Source organism: Sphingobacteriales bacterium, assembly GCA_016711285.1.
Lineage (GTDB): Bacteria > Bacteroidota > Bacteroidia > Chitinophagales > UBA2359 > JADJTG01.
Genome location: JADJTG010000002.1, coordinates 175535 through 196354, shown reverse-complemented (window position 1 = coordinate 196354; position 20820 = coordinate 175535). Strand labels below are relative to the sequence as shown.

14 protein-coding genes and 4 pseudogenes are annotated in these 20820 nt (G+C 42.2%); 4 read left to right on the top strand and 14 right to left on the bottom strand.

Translation table 11 applies throughout. The features are described from left to right. Positions 1-39: 39 nt before the first annotated feature. Genes rfaD through IPL35_01025 form a run of 3 tightly spaced genes read right to left on the bottom strand, consistent with a single transcriptional unit; the run spans position 40 to position 2996 of the window. On the bottom strand, positions 40-1029 hold the full coding sequence (rfaD, locus tag IPL35_01035; protein MBK8442066.1) for an ADP-glyceromanno-heptose 6-epimerase: 990 nt from the start codon (positions 1027-1029) through the stop codon (positions 40-42). Between the two features lie 35 nt (positions 1030-1064). Next, positions 1065-1985 (bottom strand): hypothetical protein, encoded by a 921-nt coding sequence (locus IPL35_01030; GenBank protein MBK8442065.1) that lies wholly within the window; start codon positions 1983-1985, stop codon positions 1065-1067. A 21-nt stretch (positions 1986-2006) separates the two neighbouring features. Beyond that, on the bottom strand, positions 2007-2996 hold the full coding sequence (locus IPL35_01025; GenBank protein ID MBK8442064.1) for a hypothetical protein: 990 nt from the start codon (positions 2994-2996) through the stop codon (positions 2007-2009). 195 nt (positions 2997-3191) lie between these two features. On the opposite strand from IPL35_01025, the gene IPL35_01020 reads away from it, so the two are divergent. The 3 genes and pseudogenes from IPL35_01020 to IPL35_01010 all read left to right on the top strand — a co-directional run bounded on the left by IPL35_01020 (position 3192) and on the right by IPL35_01010 (position 5655). Next, positions 3192-3785 (top strand): Crp/Fnr family transcriptional regulator, encoded by a 594-nt coding sequence (locus tag IPL35_01020; GenBank protein ID MBK8442063.1) that lies wholly within the window; start codon positions 3192-3194, stop codon positions 3783-3785. A gap of 163 nt (positions 3786-3948) precedes the next feature. Further along, a pseudogene (locus IPL35_01015) lies at positions 3949-4948 on the top strand (hypothetical protein). A 128-nt stretch (positions 4949-5076) separates the two neighbouring features. Beyond that, positions 5077-5655 (top strand): fasciclin domain-containing protein, encoded by a 579-nt coding sequence (locus tag IPL35_01010; protein MBK8442062.1) that lies wholly within the window; start codon positions 5077-5079, stop codon positions 5653-5655. Between the two features lie 139 nt (positions 5656-5794). Here the strand turns inward: IPL35_01010 and IPL35_01005 are convergent, their stop codons facing one another. From IPL35_01005 to IPL35_00970, 8 genes and pseudogenes are all read right to left on the bottom strand, one after another. Next, positions 5795-6181, bottom strand: coding sequence for a group III truncated hemoglobin (locus tag IPL35_01005; GenBank protein ID MBK8442061.1), 387 nt, complete (start codon positions 6179-6181; stop codon positions 5795-5797). A gap of 52 nt (positions 6182-6233) precedes the next feature. Beyond that, complete coding sequence (locus IPL35_01000; protein ID MBK8442060.1) at positions 6234-6515, bottom strand: hypothetical protein; 282 nt, start codon at positions 6513-6515, stop codon at positions 6234-6236. Between the two features lie 14 nt (positions 6516-6529). Further along, complete coding sequence (locus IPL35_00995; GenBank protein MBK8442059.1) at positions 6530-7297, bottom strand: ABC transporter permease subunit; 768 nt, start codon at positions 7295-7297, stop codon at positions 6530-6532. After that, a pseudogene (locus IPL35_00990) lies at positions 7294-8021 on the bottom strand (ATP-binding cassette domain-containing protein). The gene IPL35_00995 and the pseudogene IPL35_00990 overlap by 4 nt, the downstream one beginning before the upstream one ends. After that, entirely contained in the window at positions 8018-9235 is a 1218-nt protein-coding gene (gene nosD, locus IPL35_00985) for a nitrous oxide reductase family maturation protein NosD (GenBank protein ID MBK8442058.1), read from the bottom strand. The pseudogene IPL35_00990 and the gene nosD overlap by 4 nt, the downstream one beginning before the upstream one ends. Before the next feature lie 46 nt (positions 9236-9281). Beyond that, positions 9282-10306 (bottom strand): annotated as a pseudogene (locus IPL35_00980) (nitrous oxide reductase accessory protein NosL). Between the two features lie 194 nt (positions 10307-10500). Continuing rightward, positions 10501-12528 carry a Sec-dependent nitrous-oxide reductase gene (gene nosZ / locus IPL35_00975; GenBank protein ID MBK8442057.1) on the bottom strand — a complete coding sequence of 676 codons (2028 nt, stop codon included), beginning with the start codon at positions 12526-12528 and terminating at the stop codon, positions 10501-10503. Between the two features lie 24 nt (positions 12529-12552). Further along, positions 12553-13047 (bottom strand): cytochrome c, encoded by a 495-nt coding sequence (locus IPL35_00970; GenBank protein MBK8442056.1) that lies wholly within the window; start codon positions 13045-13047, stop codon positions 12553-12555. Between the two features lie 226 nt (positions 13048-13273). Here IPL35_00970 and ppk2 point away from each other — a divergent pair. Further along, a pseudogene (gene ppk2 / locus IPL35_00965) lies at positions 13274-14406 on the top strand (polyphosphate kinase 2). A 163-nt stretch (positions 14407-14569) separates the two neighbouring features. Here ppk2 and IPL35_00960 read toward each other — a convergent pair. From IPL35_00960 to IPL35_00950, 3 genes are all read right to left on the bottom strand, one after another. Continuing rightward, entirely contained in the window at positions 14570-15520 is a 951-nt protein-coding gene (locus IPL35_00960) for a PorP/SprF family type IX secretion system membrane protein (protein MBK8442055.1), read from the bottom strand. A 125-nt stretch (positions 15521-15645) separates the two neighbouring features. Next, positions 15646-17739, bottom strand: coding sequence for a gliding motility-associated C-terminal domain-containing protein (locus IPL35_00955; GenBank protein MBK8442054.1), 2094 nt, complete (start codon positions 17737-17739; stop codon positions 15646-15648). Further along, positions 17682-20762, bottom strand: a complete 3081-nt coding sequence (locus IPL35_00950) for a hypothetical protein (protein ID MBK8442053.1) — start codon at positions 20760-20762, stop codon at positions 17682-17684. The genes IPL35_00955 and IPL35_00950 overlap by 58 nt, the downstream gene beginning before the upstream one ends. Positions 20763-20820 lie beyond the last annotated feature (58 nt).

Below are 20820 nucleotides of genomic sequence, written 5' to 3'. Positions count from 1 at the left end.
TTGGTTATTTGGAAATGCAATGTAGCGATTATTTTAAAATTACATATAATGTTGTGGCAATAAATAATTTTGTACATAGTCTTGTACGGCATTTTCCAAACTGTAAAAAGGTTGCGTAAAGCCGGCTGCCCGCAATTTATCCATATTTGCTTCGGTAAAATATTGGTATTTGTCGCGAATGTCGGCGGGAGTATCTATAAAAATGATGTGTTCGGGCAATTTCATCGCCGCAAATACGGCACGCGCCAAATCCAAAAAAGAGCGCGCCTGTCCGGTACCCGCATTGTAAATACCCGAAGGCACGCGCTGCGTATTTTGCATCAAAAATAAAATAATGGAGATGAGGTCTTTTATATAGATAAAATCGCGCAACTGCCCGCCGTCTGCATAATCGGGGCGGTGGGAGCGAAACAACTGCATACTGCCTTGCGCCTGTATTTGGCGGAAAGCGTGAAAAATCACCGAAGCCATACGCCCTTTGTGGTATTCGTTGGGACCAAATACATTAAAAAATTTCAGCCCCGCCCAAAAAGGAGGTTTTTCGTTTTGTTGTAAGCACCAGAGGTCAAAGATTTGTTTGGACTCGCCGTAAATATTCAAAGGGTGCAGTGCGGGTATGCGTGTTTCGTCATCATCAAAGCCTTGTGCGCCATCGCCGTAGGTGGCGGCACTGGAAGCATAAATCAGCGGAATACGATGACGGGTGCAATAATGCCATACGGCTTTTGAATACGACACATTGAGTTGTTCAAAAACAGCCCAATTGGTTTCGGTGGTGTCGGTGCGTGCGCCGATATGCAAAAAGAAAGCAACGGGAAGTTGTTCTTTTTCCAAAAACTCCAACAAACGGCTGCGCTCTACCAAATGGGCATATTGCTGGTGTATATAATTGGCTTTCTTTTGTTCTGCCGAAAAATCATCACTCAAAACTAAAGCGCGATAGCCCGCCTCATTCAGAGCAGCCGCCACACAAGAGCCGATAAATCCGGCAGCTCCGCTGATGATGATGTAAGAAGCATCGTTGTTCATAAATGTAAGGTTGGAGATGAATTTTTTTTGATGTATTAAATACTCAGATTTCGGTAAGCACCTTTTACCTGAACGACCGCCTGTTTGCCTGTGCCGCAAAAAATCATTTTATTACCCTTAAAAAAACGCACTTCAAATTGTTGCCCGAACTGCTGCTGCGAAGAGTTTTCCTGTATTTTTACTATCAGCAAATAATCTTTTTGTACAAAATTGATTTCTGCCGCTTCGCCTTGTATGGTGGCTTTTTTTATGTCTGTATCATTGTATGGCGTAAAAGAATACACATCGCCCTCGTGATACAAAACGCCGATAAAGTTGGATAATTCGTTTTGGTTTTCTTTGGCAGGAAACATCGCCAACATAAAAGACACTTCTTCATCGTAGCGAAATTGTGTGCTTTGCAAATACAAATAATGCGGCGGAAAAGTATGCCCCCACAATTTGTCGCTGTAGCCCACGCCGCCGTCCCAGTTGATGGTTTCATTGTCGAGGTGCAAAGTGCCTTGCAGGGTGTGGCGCATACTCAACACCTCCTGACAATACGGAAAAGGGCGCACCAAACGGCTCAATGTGCTGCGGTTTTCGGACAACTGCTCTGCTACCGGCGACAACTGCTGCATTTCAACAGTGCCGCTGATATGAGGCAATGCCAAACGGATCTGATGAAGCGAAAAAAAATTGTCGCCAATGCTGATTTCAACATTTTTGTGCGAGGCTTGCCACGCTTCCAAAGGAAAAGTTTGGTAAAAAAGCGGTCGTTTGTTGTCTTTTATCTCAATAAAAGCTGCGGCTGTGTTGTTGGGGGTGTCCCAAGCAATGCCCGCCGTCACCAAAAAGGAGCGAGCGGAGGCGGCATCATTCAGGCGGTAGCTCCATTGTTCAAAGTGACATTGCTTTTTGCCCCAGCCCTGATACATCGCCGTGTTGCGCCAAGCCCGCCATTTGGATACTATCATGTTTTTTAAGTAGCGTGTATTTTATATATTATTCTTGTTGGCTGCAAAGGTAAAGAAATGCCCGTAAAACCATACACAATAAAGATTTTTTTGAAAAAACAGGGAGAAAATTTTTGAACCTCTAAATTTTGAACTTTGATAAAGTTGGGATATACCCACGCAAAATGCGGCACCGCAAAAGGTAAATGCGACAGTGTTTAACTTTGACAAAGTTCCAACTTTGTCAAAGTTGGGATTGCCCACGACAAACGCAACAGTGCAAAAGGTAAATGCAACAGTGTTTAACTTTGACAAAGTTCCAACTTTGTCAAAGTTGGGATTGCCCACGCCAAATGCAACAGTGCAAAAGGTAAATGCAACAGTGTTTAACTTTGACAAAGTTCCAACTTTGTCAAAGTTGGGATTGCCCACGCCATAAGCAGCAATGCCCACGCCATAAGCAGCAATGCCCACGCAAAATGCGGCACCGCAAAAGGTAAATGCGGCACCGCAAAAGGTAAATGCGGCACCGCAAAAGGTAAATGCGGCACCGCAAAAGGTAAATGCGGCACCGCAAAAGGTAAATGCGGCACCGCAAAAGGTAAATGCGGCACCGCAAAGGTAAATGCGGCACCGCAAAAGGTAAAATGCGGCACCGCAAAAGGTAAATGCGGCACCGCAAAGGTAAATGCGGCACCGCAAAAGGTAAATGCGGCACCGCAAAGGTAAATGCGGCACCGCAAAAGGTAAATGCGGCACCGCAAAAGGTAAATGCGGCACCGCAAAAGGTAAATGCGGCACCGCAAAAGGTAAATGCGGCACCGCAAAAGGTAAATGCGGCACCGCAAAAGGTAAATGCGGCACCGCAAAAGGTAAATGCGGCACTGCAAAAGGTAAATGCGGCACCGCAAAAGGTAAATGCGGCACCGCAAAAGGTAAATGCGGCACCGCAAAAGGTAAATGCGGCACTGCAAAAGGTAAATGCGGCACTGCAAAAGGTAAATGCGGCACTGCATAAGGTAAATGCAGCACTGCAAAAGGTAAATGCAGGCGTTTTTTACTTTGACAAAGTTATAACTTTGTCAAAGTTGGAACATAAGCCCGAAAGAACAGCCGTTTAACTTTATAGAACTTATCAGAGAATTTCTTATATTTGTATGATATTTTACTGATAAGTATTCAGCCGTTTTGTATGAGTGCTGAAAACAAAAATAAAACAACTGCCAAATGATAGATACTCCATTACTATTGGCTTGGGGAGCTTCCATTAAGGTTTTTGAGAAAGGGGAGTTTATTTTTTATGAGGGTAATATACCTAAGTCGTATTTCCAGATTTTGAGTGGAGCAGTGAAAATGGTGAGCCTCAACGAGGAGGGCAAAGAGTTTATCCAGGGTGTTTTTAAAGACGGTGAAAGTTTTGGCGAACCGCCTTTATTTATCGACCTGCCTTATCCGGCGAGTGCCCGAGCCACCCGACATACAGAGTTGATACGGCTACCCAAAGAAGTGTTTTTTCAGTTGTTGGAGGCGCACCGCAGTATTGAAAAAGATTTTTTGAAACTCTTGTCACAGCGCATTTTTTATAAATCCAGAAAAACCAGCGAAAACATCAATCATAATCCCGAGCATCGCATCATCGCTTTTTTGGAAGATCACAAAAAAAGCATCGGTGCAGATCCCTGTCTCCGTGTGATAATCCCCTACACCCGCCAAGAAATTGCTGATTCTACGGGCTTGCGCGTAGAAACCGTCATCAGAACCCTGTCTGCCCTCAAACAAAAACAGAAGGTAGAAATTATCAACAGAAAATTGTATTATTAATTTTTATTTTTTCATTTTTGCCCGACAAATAGATTTGGCTCATTTTTTTTAAAAAACATTAGATATGCTGCCATTGTAATTAAAAAAAATGCCCGTTTTTGCATCGTTTATTTGTTCGCAATTATAATTGTTTTTGAAAATTTAAAAATTTTTTACAAAAAAAATGTACACCCGCAGACGATACGGTTTTTGGATGACGTTTCTCTGGAGCAAAGCTCCCTTTATTTATGGGGGTTGTTTATGCCACAGTATTAGCCTTTATATTTGAATTTTTTTATCATCAGCTCAATTTTGATTTATCAATCAGCTGGCAACCGATTAGTATTTTGGGGATAGCAGTAGCTTTTTATTTGGGATTTAAAAACAATGCCAGCTACGACAGAACTTGGGAGGCAAGAAAAATCTGGGGCGGCATCGTGAATAATTCAAGAACTTTCGGGGTGGCAGTGAGTAGCTTTATACAAGGCGAAAACAACAAAAAAATAAAAGAAGAAATGATATATCGCCATATAGCGTGGCTCACCGCCTTGCGCTATCAGTTGCGGCTTTCGCGCGAATGGGAACATAGCGAAATGAGAATTAAGGGGCGATATATACCCAATATCAGCGAAACTTATTTTGATAATTTGGAAAATGAAATCAATGAAATACTGTGTGAAGAAGAATTTAACCTTTATAAAGGTAAAGCGAATATGGCGGTTCAAATTCTGCACAAACAAGCCAATCGTTTGCAAGAACTGAAAGACAGCAATTATTTTGACGATTTTCGGCACATGGAATTTCACAAGCTCATTACAGAGTTTTATGCCGATCAGGGCAGAAGCGAGCGGATTAAAAATTTTCCTTTTCCACGTCAGTACGCCTCAGTAGCATTTTGGATGACTTTAATATTTTCTGTGCTTGCGCCTTTTGGCTTATTAAATATTTTTCATGACCTCAAAAGCCATACAATATGGCTCACTATTCCTTTTTCAGGTTTAATTATCTGGGTGTTTTTTTTGATGGAAATGATAGGCGATTATTCAGAAAATCCCTTTGAAGGAACTTACAACGATGTGCCCATTACTGCCATTGCACGGGGCATAGAAATAGACCTGAGAGAAATGCTCGGCGAAACTGATATTCCAAAACCTATAACGGCGGAAAACGGATTTTTGATGTAATTTCTTTACGGAAACAAGCTCAAAATTTTTTACTGTAAAAAAAATAAAAAATGCGGCTGCGCTTATGATTTTAATCATAAATAAGCGCAAAGAGAGGTGGTATCTTTGCGAAAAGATTTTTTAAGTATATGAAATATTTTCATTGGCTCATAATAGGCGGTATGATGAGTATTGCCGCCTGCCAAAGCAACGCCACCACCGAAGTTGCACCATCATCATCATCTGCTACCACCGAAGGTGCTGCTCCGACAGCCACCGGACAATCGGGCGTAAAAGACGACGTATCTAAGCCCAATATCGTGCAGGTAGCAGTAGGCAGCAAAGACCACAGCACGCTCGTAGCTGCCGTGCAAGCCGCCGGCTTGGTAGATGCCCTCAGCAATGCCGGACCCTTTACGGTATTTGCACCTACCAACGCCGCTTTTGAAAAACTGCCACCGGGTACAGTGGAGGGGCTTCTCAAACCCGAAAAGAAAGGCGATTTAGAAAATATTTTGGGATATCATACTTATGTGGGCGTGCTCGACGGAGCTTTGCTGCAAGATGGGGCTGTGTATGATATGGTATATGGAGGAAAAGTGAAGATTACGAAAAAAGACAACAAAACATATATAAACGACAAAGAAATCGTTGCTACAATTAAAACCTCCAATGGCGTAATACACGTTATCAATGACGTGCTGTTGCCGCCCACCGTATCGCAATAAATAAAATATTTTTTTTAAAGATTGTGCTTATAGGTTTTTTGAAAAATGAATGCAAGCCTCTCCGACAGGCTTGCATTTTTTTTGTATATAATCCAAACACAAAAACTCAATTTGTATTTTATCCGTGCCTCTTTCCTTATCAAAAAGCAGAGGTGTTTTGTATGATCTTTATTTGCATCACCGTAGCAATTTGTTCGGCACGCTGTTTAATGGTGTCGGCGTATTTGCCGGCATACATTTCATCAACGGTAGTGGTAAACAGTAGCAACCACCGCTCAAAATCGGCAGCACACAAAGCACTTTTTTCGTGCAGGGCGCGGTGCTTGAGCATCGGGTTTCCGCTATAGTTTCCACTGTAAAAAAGTACGTTTTCCCAAAAGTCGTACATCACAGGGAGGTGTTTGTCCCACTGTACAGGCACTACTTCCGTAAAAAAACGGGCAATTTGCGCATCATCTTTTACTTTGTCGTAGAACCGATCTATCAACCGCACAATATCTTTTCTGTCGCGAATATCGCTTGCCATATTTCTTGGTTCTTTTTATGAATAATAAAAAAAATAACACACTTGTTCAAAATCAGCCTTGAATCAAAAGACACAAGGTATCTTGCAAACGCAGCGTTTGGGCGGGAATATTTTGTTGTTGGTAAGGCTGCAACGTATATATTTCATCGCCTTGCCGATATTCCACTTCACCTTGCAATACCATCAAACGCGCCGCCACCGGACTCACATGCTCTTTGAGCAAAACACTCGACCGCAGCCCGATGACGATTACTTTGCTGTCCGAACACCGATGCAGCACGGCAGTTAAGGGTTTTGTTGCACTACCTATTTGCGCCCATAATTCCTGTATCATTTTGTTGTTGTTATTTAAATATCTTTATGTTGAAATATTTTTAACGAAATAAAAAAAGGCACTGCCACCCACAAACTTAAACACACAAATGCCAGCACCAATCCGCCACCCGACCCAAACGATGCTTTGAATATCGCCCCTGTATAGCCCAGTAAAGCGGCATTATCCAAGCGCAGCAGCACCAAAATTCGCGCTAAGTCCAAAGGGCTGCTGGCGGATAGCCACACCATCATTTTTTCAATTGGATACTCCGAAAACTGAAACAATAAAAACAGCACCAATCCATCGAACAACAGTGCGAAATACAACCACAACAATACGGCGATACCGATGCCTTTGGCTTTGTCGCGGCTGGTGGTGGCGGCAAAAAACGCAATAGACACAAACACCATCGTCACCACACTGCCCACACCGAGCAACAAAAGAGCCAAATCGGTGCTCACAAACAACAACAAAGGCAAAGCGGCAGCCAAAATATAAGCACACACCAAACTAATGCACAAACCCGCAAACAAACTAATCCAAATGCGGCTGCGTGGAATAGGCTGGCTCAACAACAACTCAATAAATTCGGAGCGGTTGTATATATATATAGTAGAAAACAACACCGATACCAAAGGCACTGCCAGCAACATAATATTGAGCAACGTAAGCACCCCTTTATTGCTGCTGTCTTCCAAACTAAAAATGCTCCACGCAAATACCGCCAAAAAAAGCGTATAAGCGAGAACAATTTTATTTCTGACAATATCAGCTAAAATTAAATAAATCAGGCGCATCATTGTGCAATAAAAGAAATACTTTGTTGTTGTTGGCGTAATATATTTGAAATGGCTTTGGATAATTTTTGTTCGCCACTGGCAGCTTTCAGTGCTTCAATATTTTGATGCAATACTACTTTCCTTCCTGCATCAATACAATCTGAGATACCAAATCATCTAATTCGCTGAGTTGGTGCGAGGTAATCAAAATCAATTTCCCTTTTTCTTTTTCGGCAATAATTTTTTCTTTCAACAATTCGGCAGCCAAAGGGTCTAAGCCGGCTGTTGGTTCATCTAAAATCAGAATATCGGGGTTGAATAAAAAAGCCAAAGCCGCGCTCACTTTTTGCACCGTGCCGCCACTCAGCGTGTGCATATACTGTTCAAAAATAGTATGTAAATGATAAGTATGCAACAACTCTTCATCTGTAGCCTGTGCAGCTCTGATGTGTTTAATGGTACTCAATACTTGCGCCACCTTCATATTGTCGGGATAACGACCGATTTGAGGCATATAACCGATATGGCAACGATAGGCGACATCATTTTTTATGTTTTTTTCGTGTACTAATATTTCCCCTTCGTCGGGCAGCACCATTCCCAAAATTGATTTAATGAGCGTAGTTTTGCCGCAGCCGTTCGGACCAATCAAAGCAATGCACTGCCCCATTTCACAATCCATATTGAGATGTTGGAGTACATTTAATTTGCCGAATTTTTTTGAAAGGTTGCGAATACGAATCATAAGGGTAATGCTTGCATAAGAGGTTCTTTGTCAATAAAATGGTCGGGTGTGAGCGAAGGAAACATTTTTTCGGATTTATCCAATAAACTAATCATAAAACTGCGGTATAACAGCATCGCTGCCGGCTGATTTTCAACAATAATAGAAAATAAACTCAAGGGGTGAAAAGGCACATCGCCGAGTCGGTCTTTGTTGAGGTCGTAGCCTTCGTATTTGTCCCAGTAATTATTGTTCAAGGTATTGAGTAGGAGTGTTCCATTGGTGGAGATGTCAAAGGTGTTGGCAATAAAATTGTTGTTGCTGACGTGGTTATCCATACAACTCGCCTGTATCTGCATAGCCCAGCCGTTGTTTGAAAATACATTTTTTTCTAAGGTAATGCGGTTGGTGCCCTCCATACGAATACCCGAAGTATTTTGTTCAAAATGGTTGCCGCCGATATAGCTGTCGCTGATTTCTTTGAGCAGCAAGCCGTAAGCGGCATCGCCCCAGTTTTGGTCAAAGGTATTATTCATCATTGTCACATTTTTGGTAAACATCACCGCCACACCTGCACCGTTTTGCCTGAACAAATTGCTGAAATAAGCATCATCATTGGAAAACATAAAATGCAGACCATAGCGGAGATTTTTTTCTACAATATTGCGCCATATCAGCGATTGTGTCACAAACTCAAAATAAATGCCGTCTCGATGCCCGCTGATATGATTGCCGATAATTTGGAGGCTGTCGCTTTTCCAGCAATGAATACCATTGCCGATTTGTTGTTCTGCGCCACCCAAGGCAACAATTTCATTGTTTTTTACTACGCAATGTGTTCCGTATTGAATGTATATACCAAAAAAATTGTCGTACAAAATATTTCCTATAATATTGATATAATGACTGTTATAGGTTTTGATACCGCCCGGGTCGTCTAAGGCGGCAAAGCCGGAATGTTGCACTTTAAATCCTTCTATCCACACACTGTCGGAGTAAATCGAAAGAATTTCATATTTTTTGCTGCCCTCCAATATGGGAAAATTTTCGCCGATTAAGCAAAGCGGCTTTTCAATGCGGATATTTCCTTCTTCGTACACACCCTGCTTTACCAACAAAGTATCGCCCGCCTGTGCCGCCGCAATTGCTGCTTTGAGGTGGGTGTAAACTTTGTTGTTTGGGGCTGTTTTATCTACGGTGAGTACTGCTCCAGAGAGTGTGGGCAGGGTAAGCATCGCCGCCGATATGTACCACAACAAAATATGCCAAAAGAAGGAAATATTATTCATTAAGGGATTTCCAGTTAAGTACCTGAGTGTTGTATTGCTGCGCCAGTTTTTCGGCATCAGCTTTGTTGGCAAAGGCAGCTATACCGCCGCCCATCGGGGTTTTCAGGTCGGGCGAGCGCACAAATGGGCTTGCTCCATCGCCACAAAATGAGATGCTTGGGCGTAGTCGGATATCCAAAGAGCCTTGTAATTTACCTCATTATGTTCTTTGCGATAAGATTGTAAACAAAATATATCGTCAAATTTATAATAGCGACCTTTTTCGGTTTTTAATTGCGCCGCAAATTGTTGGTCGGATATTTTCATTTTGCAATAATCGCACATATCTCGATTAAGAGCGATGTCGGCGGGTGTGTCTTCGCTGGAGCAGGCGGCACTCGCCATCAATACAGACCAACCCAGCGACCAATACAACATTTTTACATAAGCACTTTTTTTGCTTGAAAAACGATTGAAGAAACCCGACTCTTTACCCACCAATGCAAGTAAAATGATACCGCATATAATAAAAAAATAACCACCTATGTCCGGCATGGAGTAAGCTCCGAAATTCAGCAGTTGTTTGAAGCCGATAAGCGGCGGCTGATACGCCATACCCGGAACAATAATCGGTGCGTTGGGGTCTAAGTGGTGTCCGTAGTTATATTCCCACCGCCAAAAATCGGCAATGGCGATTACGCCAAAAGCAGCAAAAGCGATAAAAGTTGCGTAGAGCAATTTGCGTTTGCCGATGATGGCGGTAATGACGAATAATAATGCAAATGCCCCAATAATATATTGGAGAACGGTAAATTCAATAAAATTTTCGGCGTGCAGGGTTTGCATTCCGATATAATGATTTAGACCATTGATAATGTCCACGTTGCCGGCTATTTTATTGGCATAAATTAATAGGTTTAAACCTTCGGGATATTGAGGTGCTTCTAAATCAATGCGCCACAGAGGTACAAATAAAGAGCCGATTAATAAAATGGCTGCTATTATTAAAAATATTTTGGATAAAGTGGATATTTTCATAATATTAAAAAAAATAAAAATGCGCTTCAGTAAATGATAATTTTTAATTGTAGATGTAAAAAGGATTGATAATAATTGTACATATCAATATTTTACAATAAAAAAAATACGATACATCGGCTGCAAGCGATTTCCTATAAAAAGAAAAGGAAACAAAACCGTTTCCTTTTCTTTTATATTAAAATTTATACTGACTATTGTTGTTTGGGTGCGGCTTCGGCGGGTGCGGCAGCATCGGCAGGCGGCGGAGTAGTTTTTCCTACGCTGAAAGTAAGAGGCACATTGCTACCCGCAGGCGACACGCGCACATATCCTTGCATTTCCTGATGCAAAGCACTGCAAAAGTCGGTGCAATATATCGGAAAAATACCTACTCTGTCCGGCACCCATTTCAGGGTAGTAGTTTCGCCGGGCATAATGAGCAATTCGGCGTTGGCAGCACCTTTTACGGCAAAGCCGTGTGGCACGTCCCAGTCTTGTTCCAAATTGGTAACGTGGAAATACACCTCATCGCCCATTTTTACGCCTTCTATATTGTCGGGTGCAAAGTGCGAACGGATAGAAGTTATATATACATGTACTTTATTGCCTTCGCGTACTACTTTGGATTCTGCCTCGCCCTTGGCGGCATAAGGGTGCTTATTCTCGTCTATTTTATAGATTTTTAGTTGACCGTTGTTTTGGATAATATCCGCCGAAACTGCCTGCGCATAGTGCGGTTCACCTATAGTCGGGAAATCGAGAATCATCTGCATTTTTTCGCCGCTGATATCGTATAATTGGGCACTTTGCGACAATTCGGGACCAGTAGGCAAGTAGCGATCTTTGGTAATTTTGTTGTAAGCAATCAAATATTTAGGGTTGGGTTTGCGTGTATTGCCACCGGGCACACACAAGTGTCCTACCGAATAATAAGTGGGAACTCTATCTATTACAGTCAAATCTTTGATATTCCATTTCACCACTTCCGAAGACACAAAGAAAGAGGTATAAGCGTTGCCTTTGCCGTCAAATTCGGTGTGTAAAGGACCTAAGCCGGGTTTTTTTACCTCGCCGTATAATGCCGATTCGTATTTGATTACCGGAATGCCTTCATATTCTCCTTCATATTCTTTGTTGGCGATGGCTTTCTGGATTTTGTCGAAGCTGAAAACCGGAATCAGGGCTGCCAATTTACCACTGCCCACTATATATTCGCCGGTGGGATCAACATCGCAGCCGTGCGGCGATTTTGGGCAGGGAATCATATAACAAATATCCTTTAATTCTGCTACATCTAATACCAATACCTCATTTTTGATTTCGGAAGCGGCACTTTGGGTAGATTCATTATATTTATTGTGAGCATATTTCACTTTTACGGTTTTTCCTTTTCCGGCTTTAATGTACTCTTCCGCTTTTTTCCAATTAACCGCCATAATGAAATCTTTGTCTTTTTGAGATGCGTTCACCTCCAGCAGGGTGTTTGCCTGTTCGGTATTGTAGCAACTGAAGAAAAACCAACCATGCGATTTATCTCTTCCGCAGCGTGCCAGGTCAAAATTAACACCCGGAGTTTTTAGCTGAAAAGCGATATTCATTTCGCCGCTTTCGGGATTTACGCTCACAAAGCTGATATGTCCTTTAAAGTTTTGTTTGTAAGTATTGATAGGAACATCACCGTTGGCATCGTCGGGCGGTACGCTGAAACGTGTGCCTGCTACGATATACTCTGAGTTTTCAGTGCCAAAAGGCGAACTGTGATTACCGCCACTATTGGGCAATTCTATGATTTCCATAGTACGGAATGTTTTTAGGTCAATGCGTGCCAAACGTGGTGTATTGTTGCCGTTGACAAATATCCATTTTCCGTTAATTTCGCCTTTGGTTTGGGAAAGTTCGGTGTGGTGGAGGTCGTCCCAAGGTACAAAACCGTGTGAGGTATTCAGCATGGGTTTAGTTTCTTCGCTGTAGCCCCAACCTTTTTCGGGATCTACCGAAAATACAGGAATTACACGCAACAATCTGCCACTCGGCAGACCATATACCGACAATTGCCCACTAAAACCGCCGGATACAAAATTATAAAATTCATCGTATTTACCCGGAGCTACATAGGCTTTGTTGGCGGCATCGCCTACAATGGCAGTAGCAGCATTTTTAGGTTTACAAGAAGAACTCATACTTATTGCCCATATTGATAGCAATAAAATAGAAGCCGTTATGATGTGTTTGTTTTTCATTTATATATAAAAATTTTAATTCTTTTATTGCACTCCATCGTTTTTGCGCATATATTCCAATACATTTCTGGCATCATCATCTGTCAAACTTTGGTTGGGCATACGCACCAAACACAGTTCTAATTGCGCTTGTACGGCAGGATCTTTGTTAATCATCGGGTCGGGATTGGTGATGAAATTCATAATCCAAAACGGCTGCCGGCGAGTAGTAACACCCTTCCAGCCGGGACCTACCAATCTTTCATCTGTCATTTTATGACACGACAAGCATTTGGTTTTTGAAATACCTTCACCTTTACTCGCCATTGTTGCATCTAATGCTCCAATTTTTACATTTTCTGCATTAAATTTTCCTTCGCCGCGCACAGGGTCATAAGAAGGAGCTTCTTCTACCATACTTTTAGGCGTAGTGGCAGGTGTGGCAGTACCACCTGAAGCGTTGTCCTTTGAAGCACCGCCGCAGGCTTCCATTACCAAAAATAAAATGCTAAAAAATAGCAATAGGGGTGTTGTTTTCATATTTTTGATATAAAAGATTGAGATAATAAATGAATGTGCAAAGTTACCCGCTATTAAAGCAAGGAATTATGACTGAAATCATAAATGATAAAAATGTAGAGTGTGTGTGTGATATTTGTATAGATATAAACACTGAATAAATAGCAGAAAACACTTTCATATTATTGCGTTTCTTAGTATATTTACAGTTTGAAATTTCACATAATTTTTATAAAAAAATAATACAATGGCAAAGAAAAATCTTATAGAAGAGGCGGAGGTTTTGAAAACCAGAGTGAGAAAGGTAGCAGAGGGAGATGTGCTGGCAGGGGATACACCGCAAGAAGCACGCAACAATACAGTAAAACGAAGAATTAGGGCACGGCTCAATAGTGATGCCACCGTATTGAATGGAAAAATCCAAAATGCACCCACCGAAGCCGAAAAAAAAGCTGCAGCGAAGTCTTTTCTTGACAACTATCCGAAAGATGAGCGTCAGTATCTGTTAAGAATACTTTTGAGCGAAACAGATGAAAATAAAAACAGCATTGTGCCGTCTATTGACCCCGATGCAGAATTGGCGGAGGATTGGCACAATGGCGGCTATCCTTACAAAAATTTGATGTCGCGCAAAAACTATGAACGCCAAAAATACAATTTGCAGGTAGAGTTGCTCAAATTACAGGCTTGGGTAAAAGAAACAGGCGCACGGGTGATTATTTTGTTTGAAGGCAGAGATGCCGCCGGCAAAGGAGGAACGATTAAGCGGGTAATGGAGAACCTCAATCCGCGCGGAGCCAGAGTGGTTGCCCTTGAAAAACCCACCGAAGAAGAAAAAGGTCAGTGGTATTTTCAACGCTATGTAAAACACCTGCCCACGCGCGGCGAAATAGTTCTCTTTGACCGCTCTTGGTACAATCGCGCCGGCGTAGAAAAAGTAATGGGATTTTGCAGCCGCGAAGAATATATGGAATTTATGCGCCAAGTACCCGAATTTGAACGCAATTTGGTGCGCAGTGGCATTTATTTGTTTAAGTTTTGGTTTTCGGTGAGCCAAGAAGAGCAAAAACGCCGTTTTAAAGACCGCGAAACACACCCTTTGAAACAATGGAAATTATCGCCTGTTGATAAAGCGTCTTTGGACAAATGGAATGACTATACCGAAGCCAAAGAAAAAATGTTTTTTATACTGATACCTCCGACTCACCCTGGATTGTGGTAAAATCCAATTGTAAAAAACGCGCCCGCCTCAATGCGATGCGCTATATTTTACATAAACTGCCTTACAGCAAAAAAAATCAGGATACAATAGGAAAAGTAGATCCTTTAATTGTCGGACGCTCCAATGTGATTTATGAAAAAGGCGAGGGGCGTATGTAAAAAACAAAACACGGTTTTCTCAATTTTAAATATACCCAGAATCAAAATTTATAGCACGACAAATCATATAAATTTTTGCCTGTGTTGAAAAAAATAAAAAAAAGCGGCTCTTATACTAAGAGCCGCTTTTTTTATAAAAATAAAATATATGTGCCGTGTCTTTCTAATAGCTTGCTGGTGCTGCTTCGGCGGCATTGTTGCGCCAATCTAAGTTGTAGCCGATGCCTATTTCGTGCGAACCTTTGCTCACTGCATTCAAACCCGAAGTGATAATATCATACGAGTAGGTAGCATTGAAGCCATTGTTCAGATTTAAGCCGAGCAACAAAGCAAAAGCATCTTTGGAACGATAAGAAATACCTGCCCAATATTGCTGACGGAAAATAACACGGGCGTTCAAATCCAACTGCGGCTTTACCGGAGCTACCGATTTGAGTAAAATAGAGGGTTCTACGGCAAAATCTTCGTTAATATCAAAACGATAACCCGCCGATACAAACAAGTGACGCGCCAATTTTACGGTTTCTACATCTAAGGAGTCGGAGCGGCGGCTCAATTGCAACTCGCGTGCTGCCAACTGCGCCACAGATACACCTACCCAATAATTTTCGTCATAAAAATAAGCACCTGTGTTGAAGTCAATAGTTGTTTTGGAAGCTACATTTTCAATAACGGCAGGGTCGCTTTCTGTCACCAACTCCAATTTGTCAAAATCCAAGCCGTAGTTCAAAATCAAAGCACCCAAACCCAATGCCAAGTGTTGGTCGCCACCGTTGATGGGCAAATGATAGGCATAAGAAAACTGAAAACCGGTGCGGCGAGTAGGTCCGGTGCGGTCGGCAAAAATCAAAGCACCCAATCCCACCGAGCGGCTTTCGTTTACGCTGCTGTGCCCACTGATGGTAAAAGTACTCGGTTCATCACCGCCAAAGCCGCCCGCCCATTGCTTGCGATACGAAGCCTTAAGGATAGCGAGTTGCCCTTTGCTGCCCGATATTGCCGGATTATACGCCAAATCGTTAATCATATATTGTGAAAGCTGATACAACTGTTGCGATTGTGCCGTTCCACAGGCAAATATCAACAAAATTGTAGAGAGCAATATTTTTTTCATGATTGATTATTTTATAAAAAAGAGTCGTTTTGTAAATAAAAAATGATGCGTATTTTTTTCCGTTTTTGTTATTAAAAGTTATTTTTCGGTAAAATGATACCGAAAAATAACTTTACTTTATTTTTTTAACGGATAATTGTAATCGTTCCGGTTTGGCTTTCTCCGCCGCGTGTGAGTTTTAAAATATAATAATAAGTACCATCGGGGAGTGGCTCATTTTCATATTCACCTGTCCAGTTGTTACCATAGGGGGCGGCTTCGTACAGCAGTTGCCCCCAACGATTGTAAATAGTAACACTCACCTCCGGATACGCAGCTAAACCTTCAATAAACCAAACATCATTGCTATTGTCGCCATTGGGCGTAATTGCATTCGGAATAAATAATTTGGTAGTAACGGTATGCTCACATTCACAATTTTCAGGGTTATAAGCATCAACGGTAGTCGGGTCGTTGTCGTCACAGGAAGGCAGCACAATAGGCGAATGTTCGCAAGCACCGGTTTGCGGATTATAAATATCTGTGGTATTGCAATCTCCGTCATCGCAGAGGCAGAGGTCATCATTAATCGTAAAAAAGATAGAACCGGTTTTAGCACAACCGTTTTCATCGGCAGCCGCTACAGTGAGCGTAAAACTGCTGTCTGCTGCAAATACGCTCGGATTGGGCGAAGTGGCATCGGATACGGCAGTTGCCGGCGACCACGCAAAAGAAACAGCTCCGGCAGCAAAAACCTGAATCGTATCGCCTGTACAAATTGTTGTATCATTGCTCAGAGTGAGCGGTGTTACTGCATATACATCAACGGCAACACTATCTGTTTTTGAACAGTTGTTTTCGCCGCTTACAGTAACAATATATGTTTCGGGAGCAGATAGAGCAGCATTCACTTCCAAACCTATGGTTGTGCTTAAGCCATCACCCTGCCAGATGGCATTGCCCTGAGTGCCTTCTAATTGTAAAACGAAAGACTCATTCGGACATACACTCTGCGGAGCATCTATTTCAAAGTTTGGTGATGCTGTTACAGAAATTATATTTTCCAAAACTATTTCATCACTGGTATTTCCGCAGCCCTGAACTGTTAATTTTACATCATATACGCCTGCTTCTTCAAAAGCTACTGAAGGCGCATTGTCAGAAAAAGTAGAAACCTGACCGGAAGGATAAATTACTTCCCAAGTACTGGATTCATCATTTTGCGAATCATTGATAAATTCAACTATTTCGCCACTGCATATTGCATAGTCCGATAAAGAGAAATCGGCAGTAGGTAAAGCACTCTCGTTGATGATAATCGTAATTTGTGCTTCTTTGGTACAACCGTTGAAATCGGTGGTAGTAGCGGTGTAGGTAGTATTGGCTTCGGGGGCTGCTACTAAGGTAGAGCCATTTTGCGAAATAATATTCGGGCCTGTCCAAACAATATTGCTTTCGTCAGCAGCCGTAATCGTTACTTCTTCGCCCGGACAAATTTGTAAATCACTTGCTGTCAAGGCAATCGGAGCAGGCTGTGTGATGGTAAATGTTTGTGGTGCGGACACATAGCTGCATAAGGTGGCAGGGTCGGCATAAAAATATTGTAATACGTGGTTGCCTGCATTCAGTGTAGCGGGGTCTAACATAGTTACGGTATTGCCGTCTATTTGGAAATAACCGCCGGCGGGTTGTCCGCTTAAAGCAACAGCAGCCCCACCTTTACAAAATTGAGCAGGTACAGCTGTAAATGTAGCCTGTTCGCTCGGACAGGCGGTAATCGTACATACAGTTGCTGCTACATCACTATTGCTACATTCAAATCCGCCTTGCCCAACGGCATACACCTGAAACGTCACCGATTGTCCGAATGACAAATCACTGATTAAAAAGGAGTTGCCATATACCACTTGGCTGTTTCCATTGTAGGTAATCACATATCCATTTGCGCCTGACACACTGCTCCATGCCATTTCTACGCTGGAATCGGTGCTGTTGGTGCAATATACCTGCGGCGTTTGCAATTTAGGCAATACATTTACGGTAACAGTTTTATAAGCTGTACAACCCGAAGCATTTTGAACCGTCAATACTACATTTTTAGTACCGGGCGTATTATACACGATACTGATATAGCCCTGATCTTCTACAATATTTTGAGAAGCACCTTCGCCAAAGTTCCAACTTAAATTCCAGTCTGGTTCGTTGCCGGTATAATCAAAAATAGCAGCTTGACCGTACATACATTTTGGATATAATCAAAAGTAGCAACCGGCGGTGCAGCGATGCTCACGGTTTGTTGTACTGAATAGGCACAGCCGCCTCCATCTACATAATTGTAGGCGATGGTATGTGTGCCTGCGCTGATTTGCGAAGGATATAATACATAGCTTTGTACACCGTCAATAGTAAAAGTACCGCCCCAAGGGCTGCCTTGCAATGTAACTGCACCTGCATCGGAACAATAAGAATTTTGCAAACCTACGATTTGCAAACTTTGAGAGCCTGTTCCTGAAGATACTAAATTTACATTGTCAATAAAGAATTGGTTATTGTTGTAGCAATCTTCGGTTACAGCACCGTTTTGATTGATGGAAATAATAAAATCATTGACACCCAAACCGCCTTGGTCAGTACGCGAAGGTAAATTGAAAGTTAAAGTTTGCGAGCGGTCGGGAGAGTTAATTACCTGATTTATTTCTTCTATTTGAGAGCCATCAGGCATTACGCGTATTACTTTTACCTGCACTGTTCCTTGCACTTTTCCTAAATTATCAATATTTACATTGAGTTGAATACCGGAGCAGGCAACATCTACGGTGGTATTGCTTTGCAAATTCGGGTAGCTGGTAACGCCGGAAATCAGGTATTCGGGGTTTTTCCAGAGATAAGGGCGCACGGCGGGGTCGCCGCAAAACGTAAATTCAGTGCTCGTAACGGCTACGTCTTCCCAGTTAGAAGCACCCATCGGAATAAAGATTTCTTTAATGGTATGTACGATATTTTCTCCCACGCTTTCGCCATAGTGGTCGATGTAGAGATTATGAAAAAGCGGGTCGGTAAATTCGTTCATCAAAGCCGGCGAACTCAATGCCAATGTTGCCAGCATACAAATAAAACCGCCTTGCTCGTCCATTACATATTCTTCCGAAATAGATTTGGATTGTGTGTCGTGAATTTGTCCGGCAAAACAAGATTGCGAAAATACAATCGGATATTTGCCTTGATTGCTGTATTGGTCGGGATTGCGGGCAATATCAAAATCCCAGTACCCTTCGTCATTAATGGTAGAGTGACCTGAATATTCTATCACATTGAGTCCCGATTCAAATAATTGTTTAAACTGCGGCTCCGGCTCAATAGCTGCCGTTGAACTTGAAAAAGTCTGTGCCAAATTCATCGAAGCAGGCGGCGAAGTGGCGTATTGCTCATAATTCACAAAATGGCTCAGGTAAGTGTTCATCTCAAAACTGTTGGCACCACTGGCAATATGCACCAAGCGGTTCATCCAATAGCGATTGGATAAATCGTTGCAGTTGGTGATGTACAGCGATTCGTATTGTTTGAGTTTGTCTAAATAATTTTTTACATCATCAGAGGTACGTGCCGGCACACGACCAACGGCACACAGCGGGCGGTAGTCGTGCATCAGTTTGGGGCATACCAATAAATTATCCGAAGGCTGATGACCGAAAGTAGGCACTAAACATTGTTCAAAGTTGATGATACTTGGGTTGGTAGAATTTTCTATCAAATACTGATATTGAATAGATTTTCCCAAAAGCAATACAAATTTCGGGTCAAGTCCCCATTTATCAATGGCAAAATTGACAAAATTGCGAATAGCCATCGGGTGTTTGCGAATACCGTTGGAAAATTGGTCGTAGAGTTCTTCTATATTCACAGCAACAGCATTGAAAGCACCGCCTTCTGCCGAAGCGCGATACTGGCGATATTGCTCCACTTGGTCAACGGCTCCGGTGCGCAAATCGGGGTGCGAAATAAGCAGATAATTGCCCTGATTGGAAGCGGATTGATAGTTAGTAAAATTGATTGTTTTAAAATCATTAAAAGGTATTTGTTTTACTAAATTAGAGGTAGAGTTGACGATGTACAATTTGTGTTTGGTAGCACCACCGGGTTGCAGTTTGAATTTATATACGCCGTTGCTCACCACCGGAATAAGGCGGCGTTGTGCGGTGAGGTCGTACAAAATAGGGCTGCTGCCACCTTCAAAGCCCACTACCTCTATGTATTTTTCATTAGGCACTTCTACATTGAACAAAAATGATTTTTGATTATCAAAATTGAACAAACGAGGATAATCTACGCGGATATATGCTAATTTTACTTTGGTGGTTAAATCAAAAGTAATATTGGTGTTGGGTACGGCATACACAGAGTCGCGCGGCTGAATGTAAAAAGACGTTTTATCAGTGCCCAACGTAGCCGTTTGCATATTGAAGAGTATATTTTTTACGTCCCAGCGAAAAATAGACTCATTTGCATACGTTTGGTTATTTACTTTTATTTTGAAAAAGTGGTTGGTGATAGCAGGAATAGCTTGTCCGGCTCCGCACATACGCACGCGCACCGAAGCGTCCATCGCCGCACCCGTATATTTATACTTGGTATCCACATCAAATGTGCTTTGAGCGGCGGTTTGCAGGCTGGTTTCGATGGTGGTGCTGGCGCGTCCTTCTCCTTTTTCAAAAAAAGCATAATGGCTGATAACGCCAGTGGCATCGCGGTGTCCTTCGCCCGGATTAAAGAGCGTAGTCACCTGCTTAATGGATTCGTGGATAAAATACGGCTCAGGGCTGCCCGCATTGCTCACATCGTTGGACGTAGGAGCCATACGTTTGTTAGAGCCGCCGCTATAAGTGAGGTAATAGGCGGTTTTGGTAGAAAAGAAACTGCGATACGGATTAAAATGATAATCGGGATTGATAAACATTTGTGTATCAAAATAACCATCATTGGCTTCGCCGTAAAATTCTATGTAGTCTTGCGCTCCAAAAGTGCCATCGGTACTCACATAAATAGGGATCTCTTCGCCACGGGCATACATTTTTAAATTGGAACCTTGCAAAGGAATGCCAAGTTGCGACAGGGTAGAATAATCAATACGGATTAAGCCGGTATGGTCAGACAAAAAACGGTGATACGTTTTTGTATAGTCAATCCATTCGTTGCCGTATTGCTGGGCAGTTGCACTCAAAGAAGTAAGCACTACTGCCAAGTACAATAATAAAATACGTTTCATAATTAGCTGAATAAAACTAGGTTTTCGTTTTTATAAGAAATGGCAAAGGTAATTATAT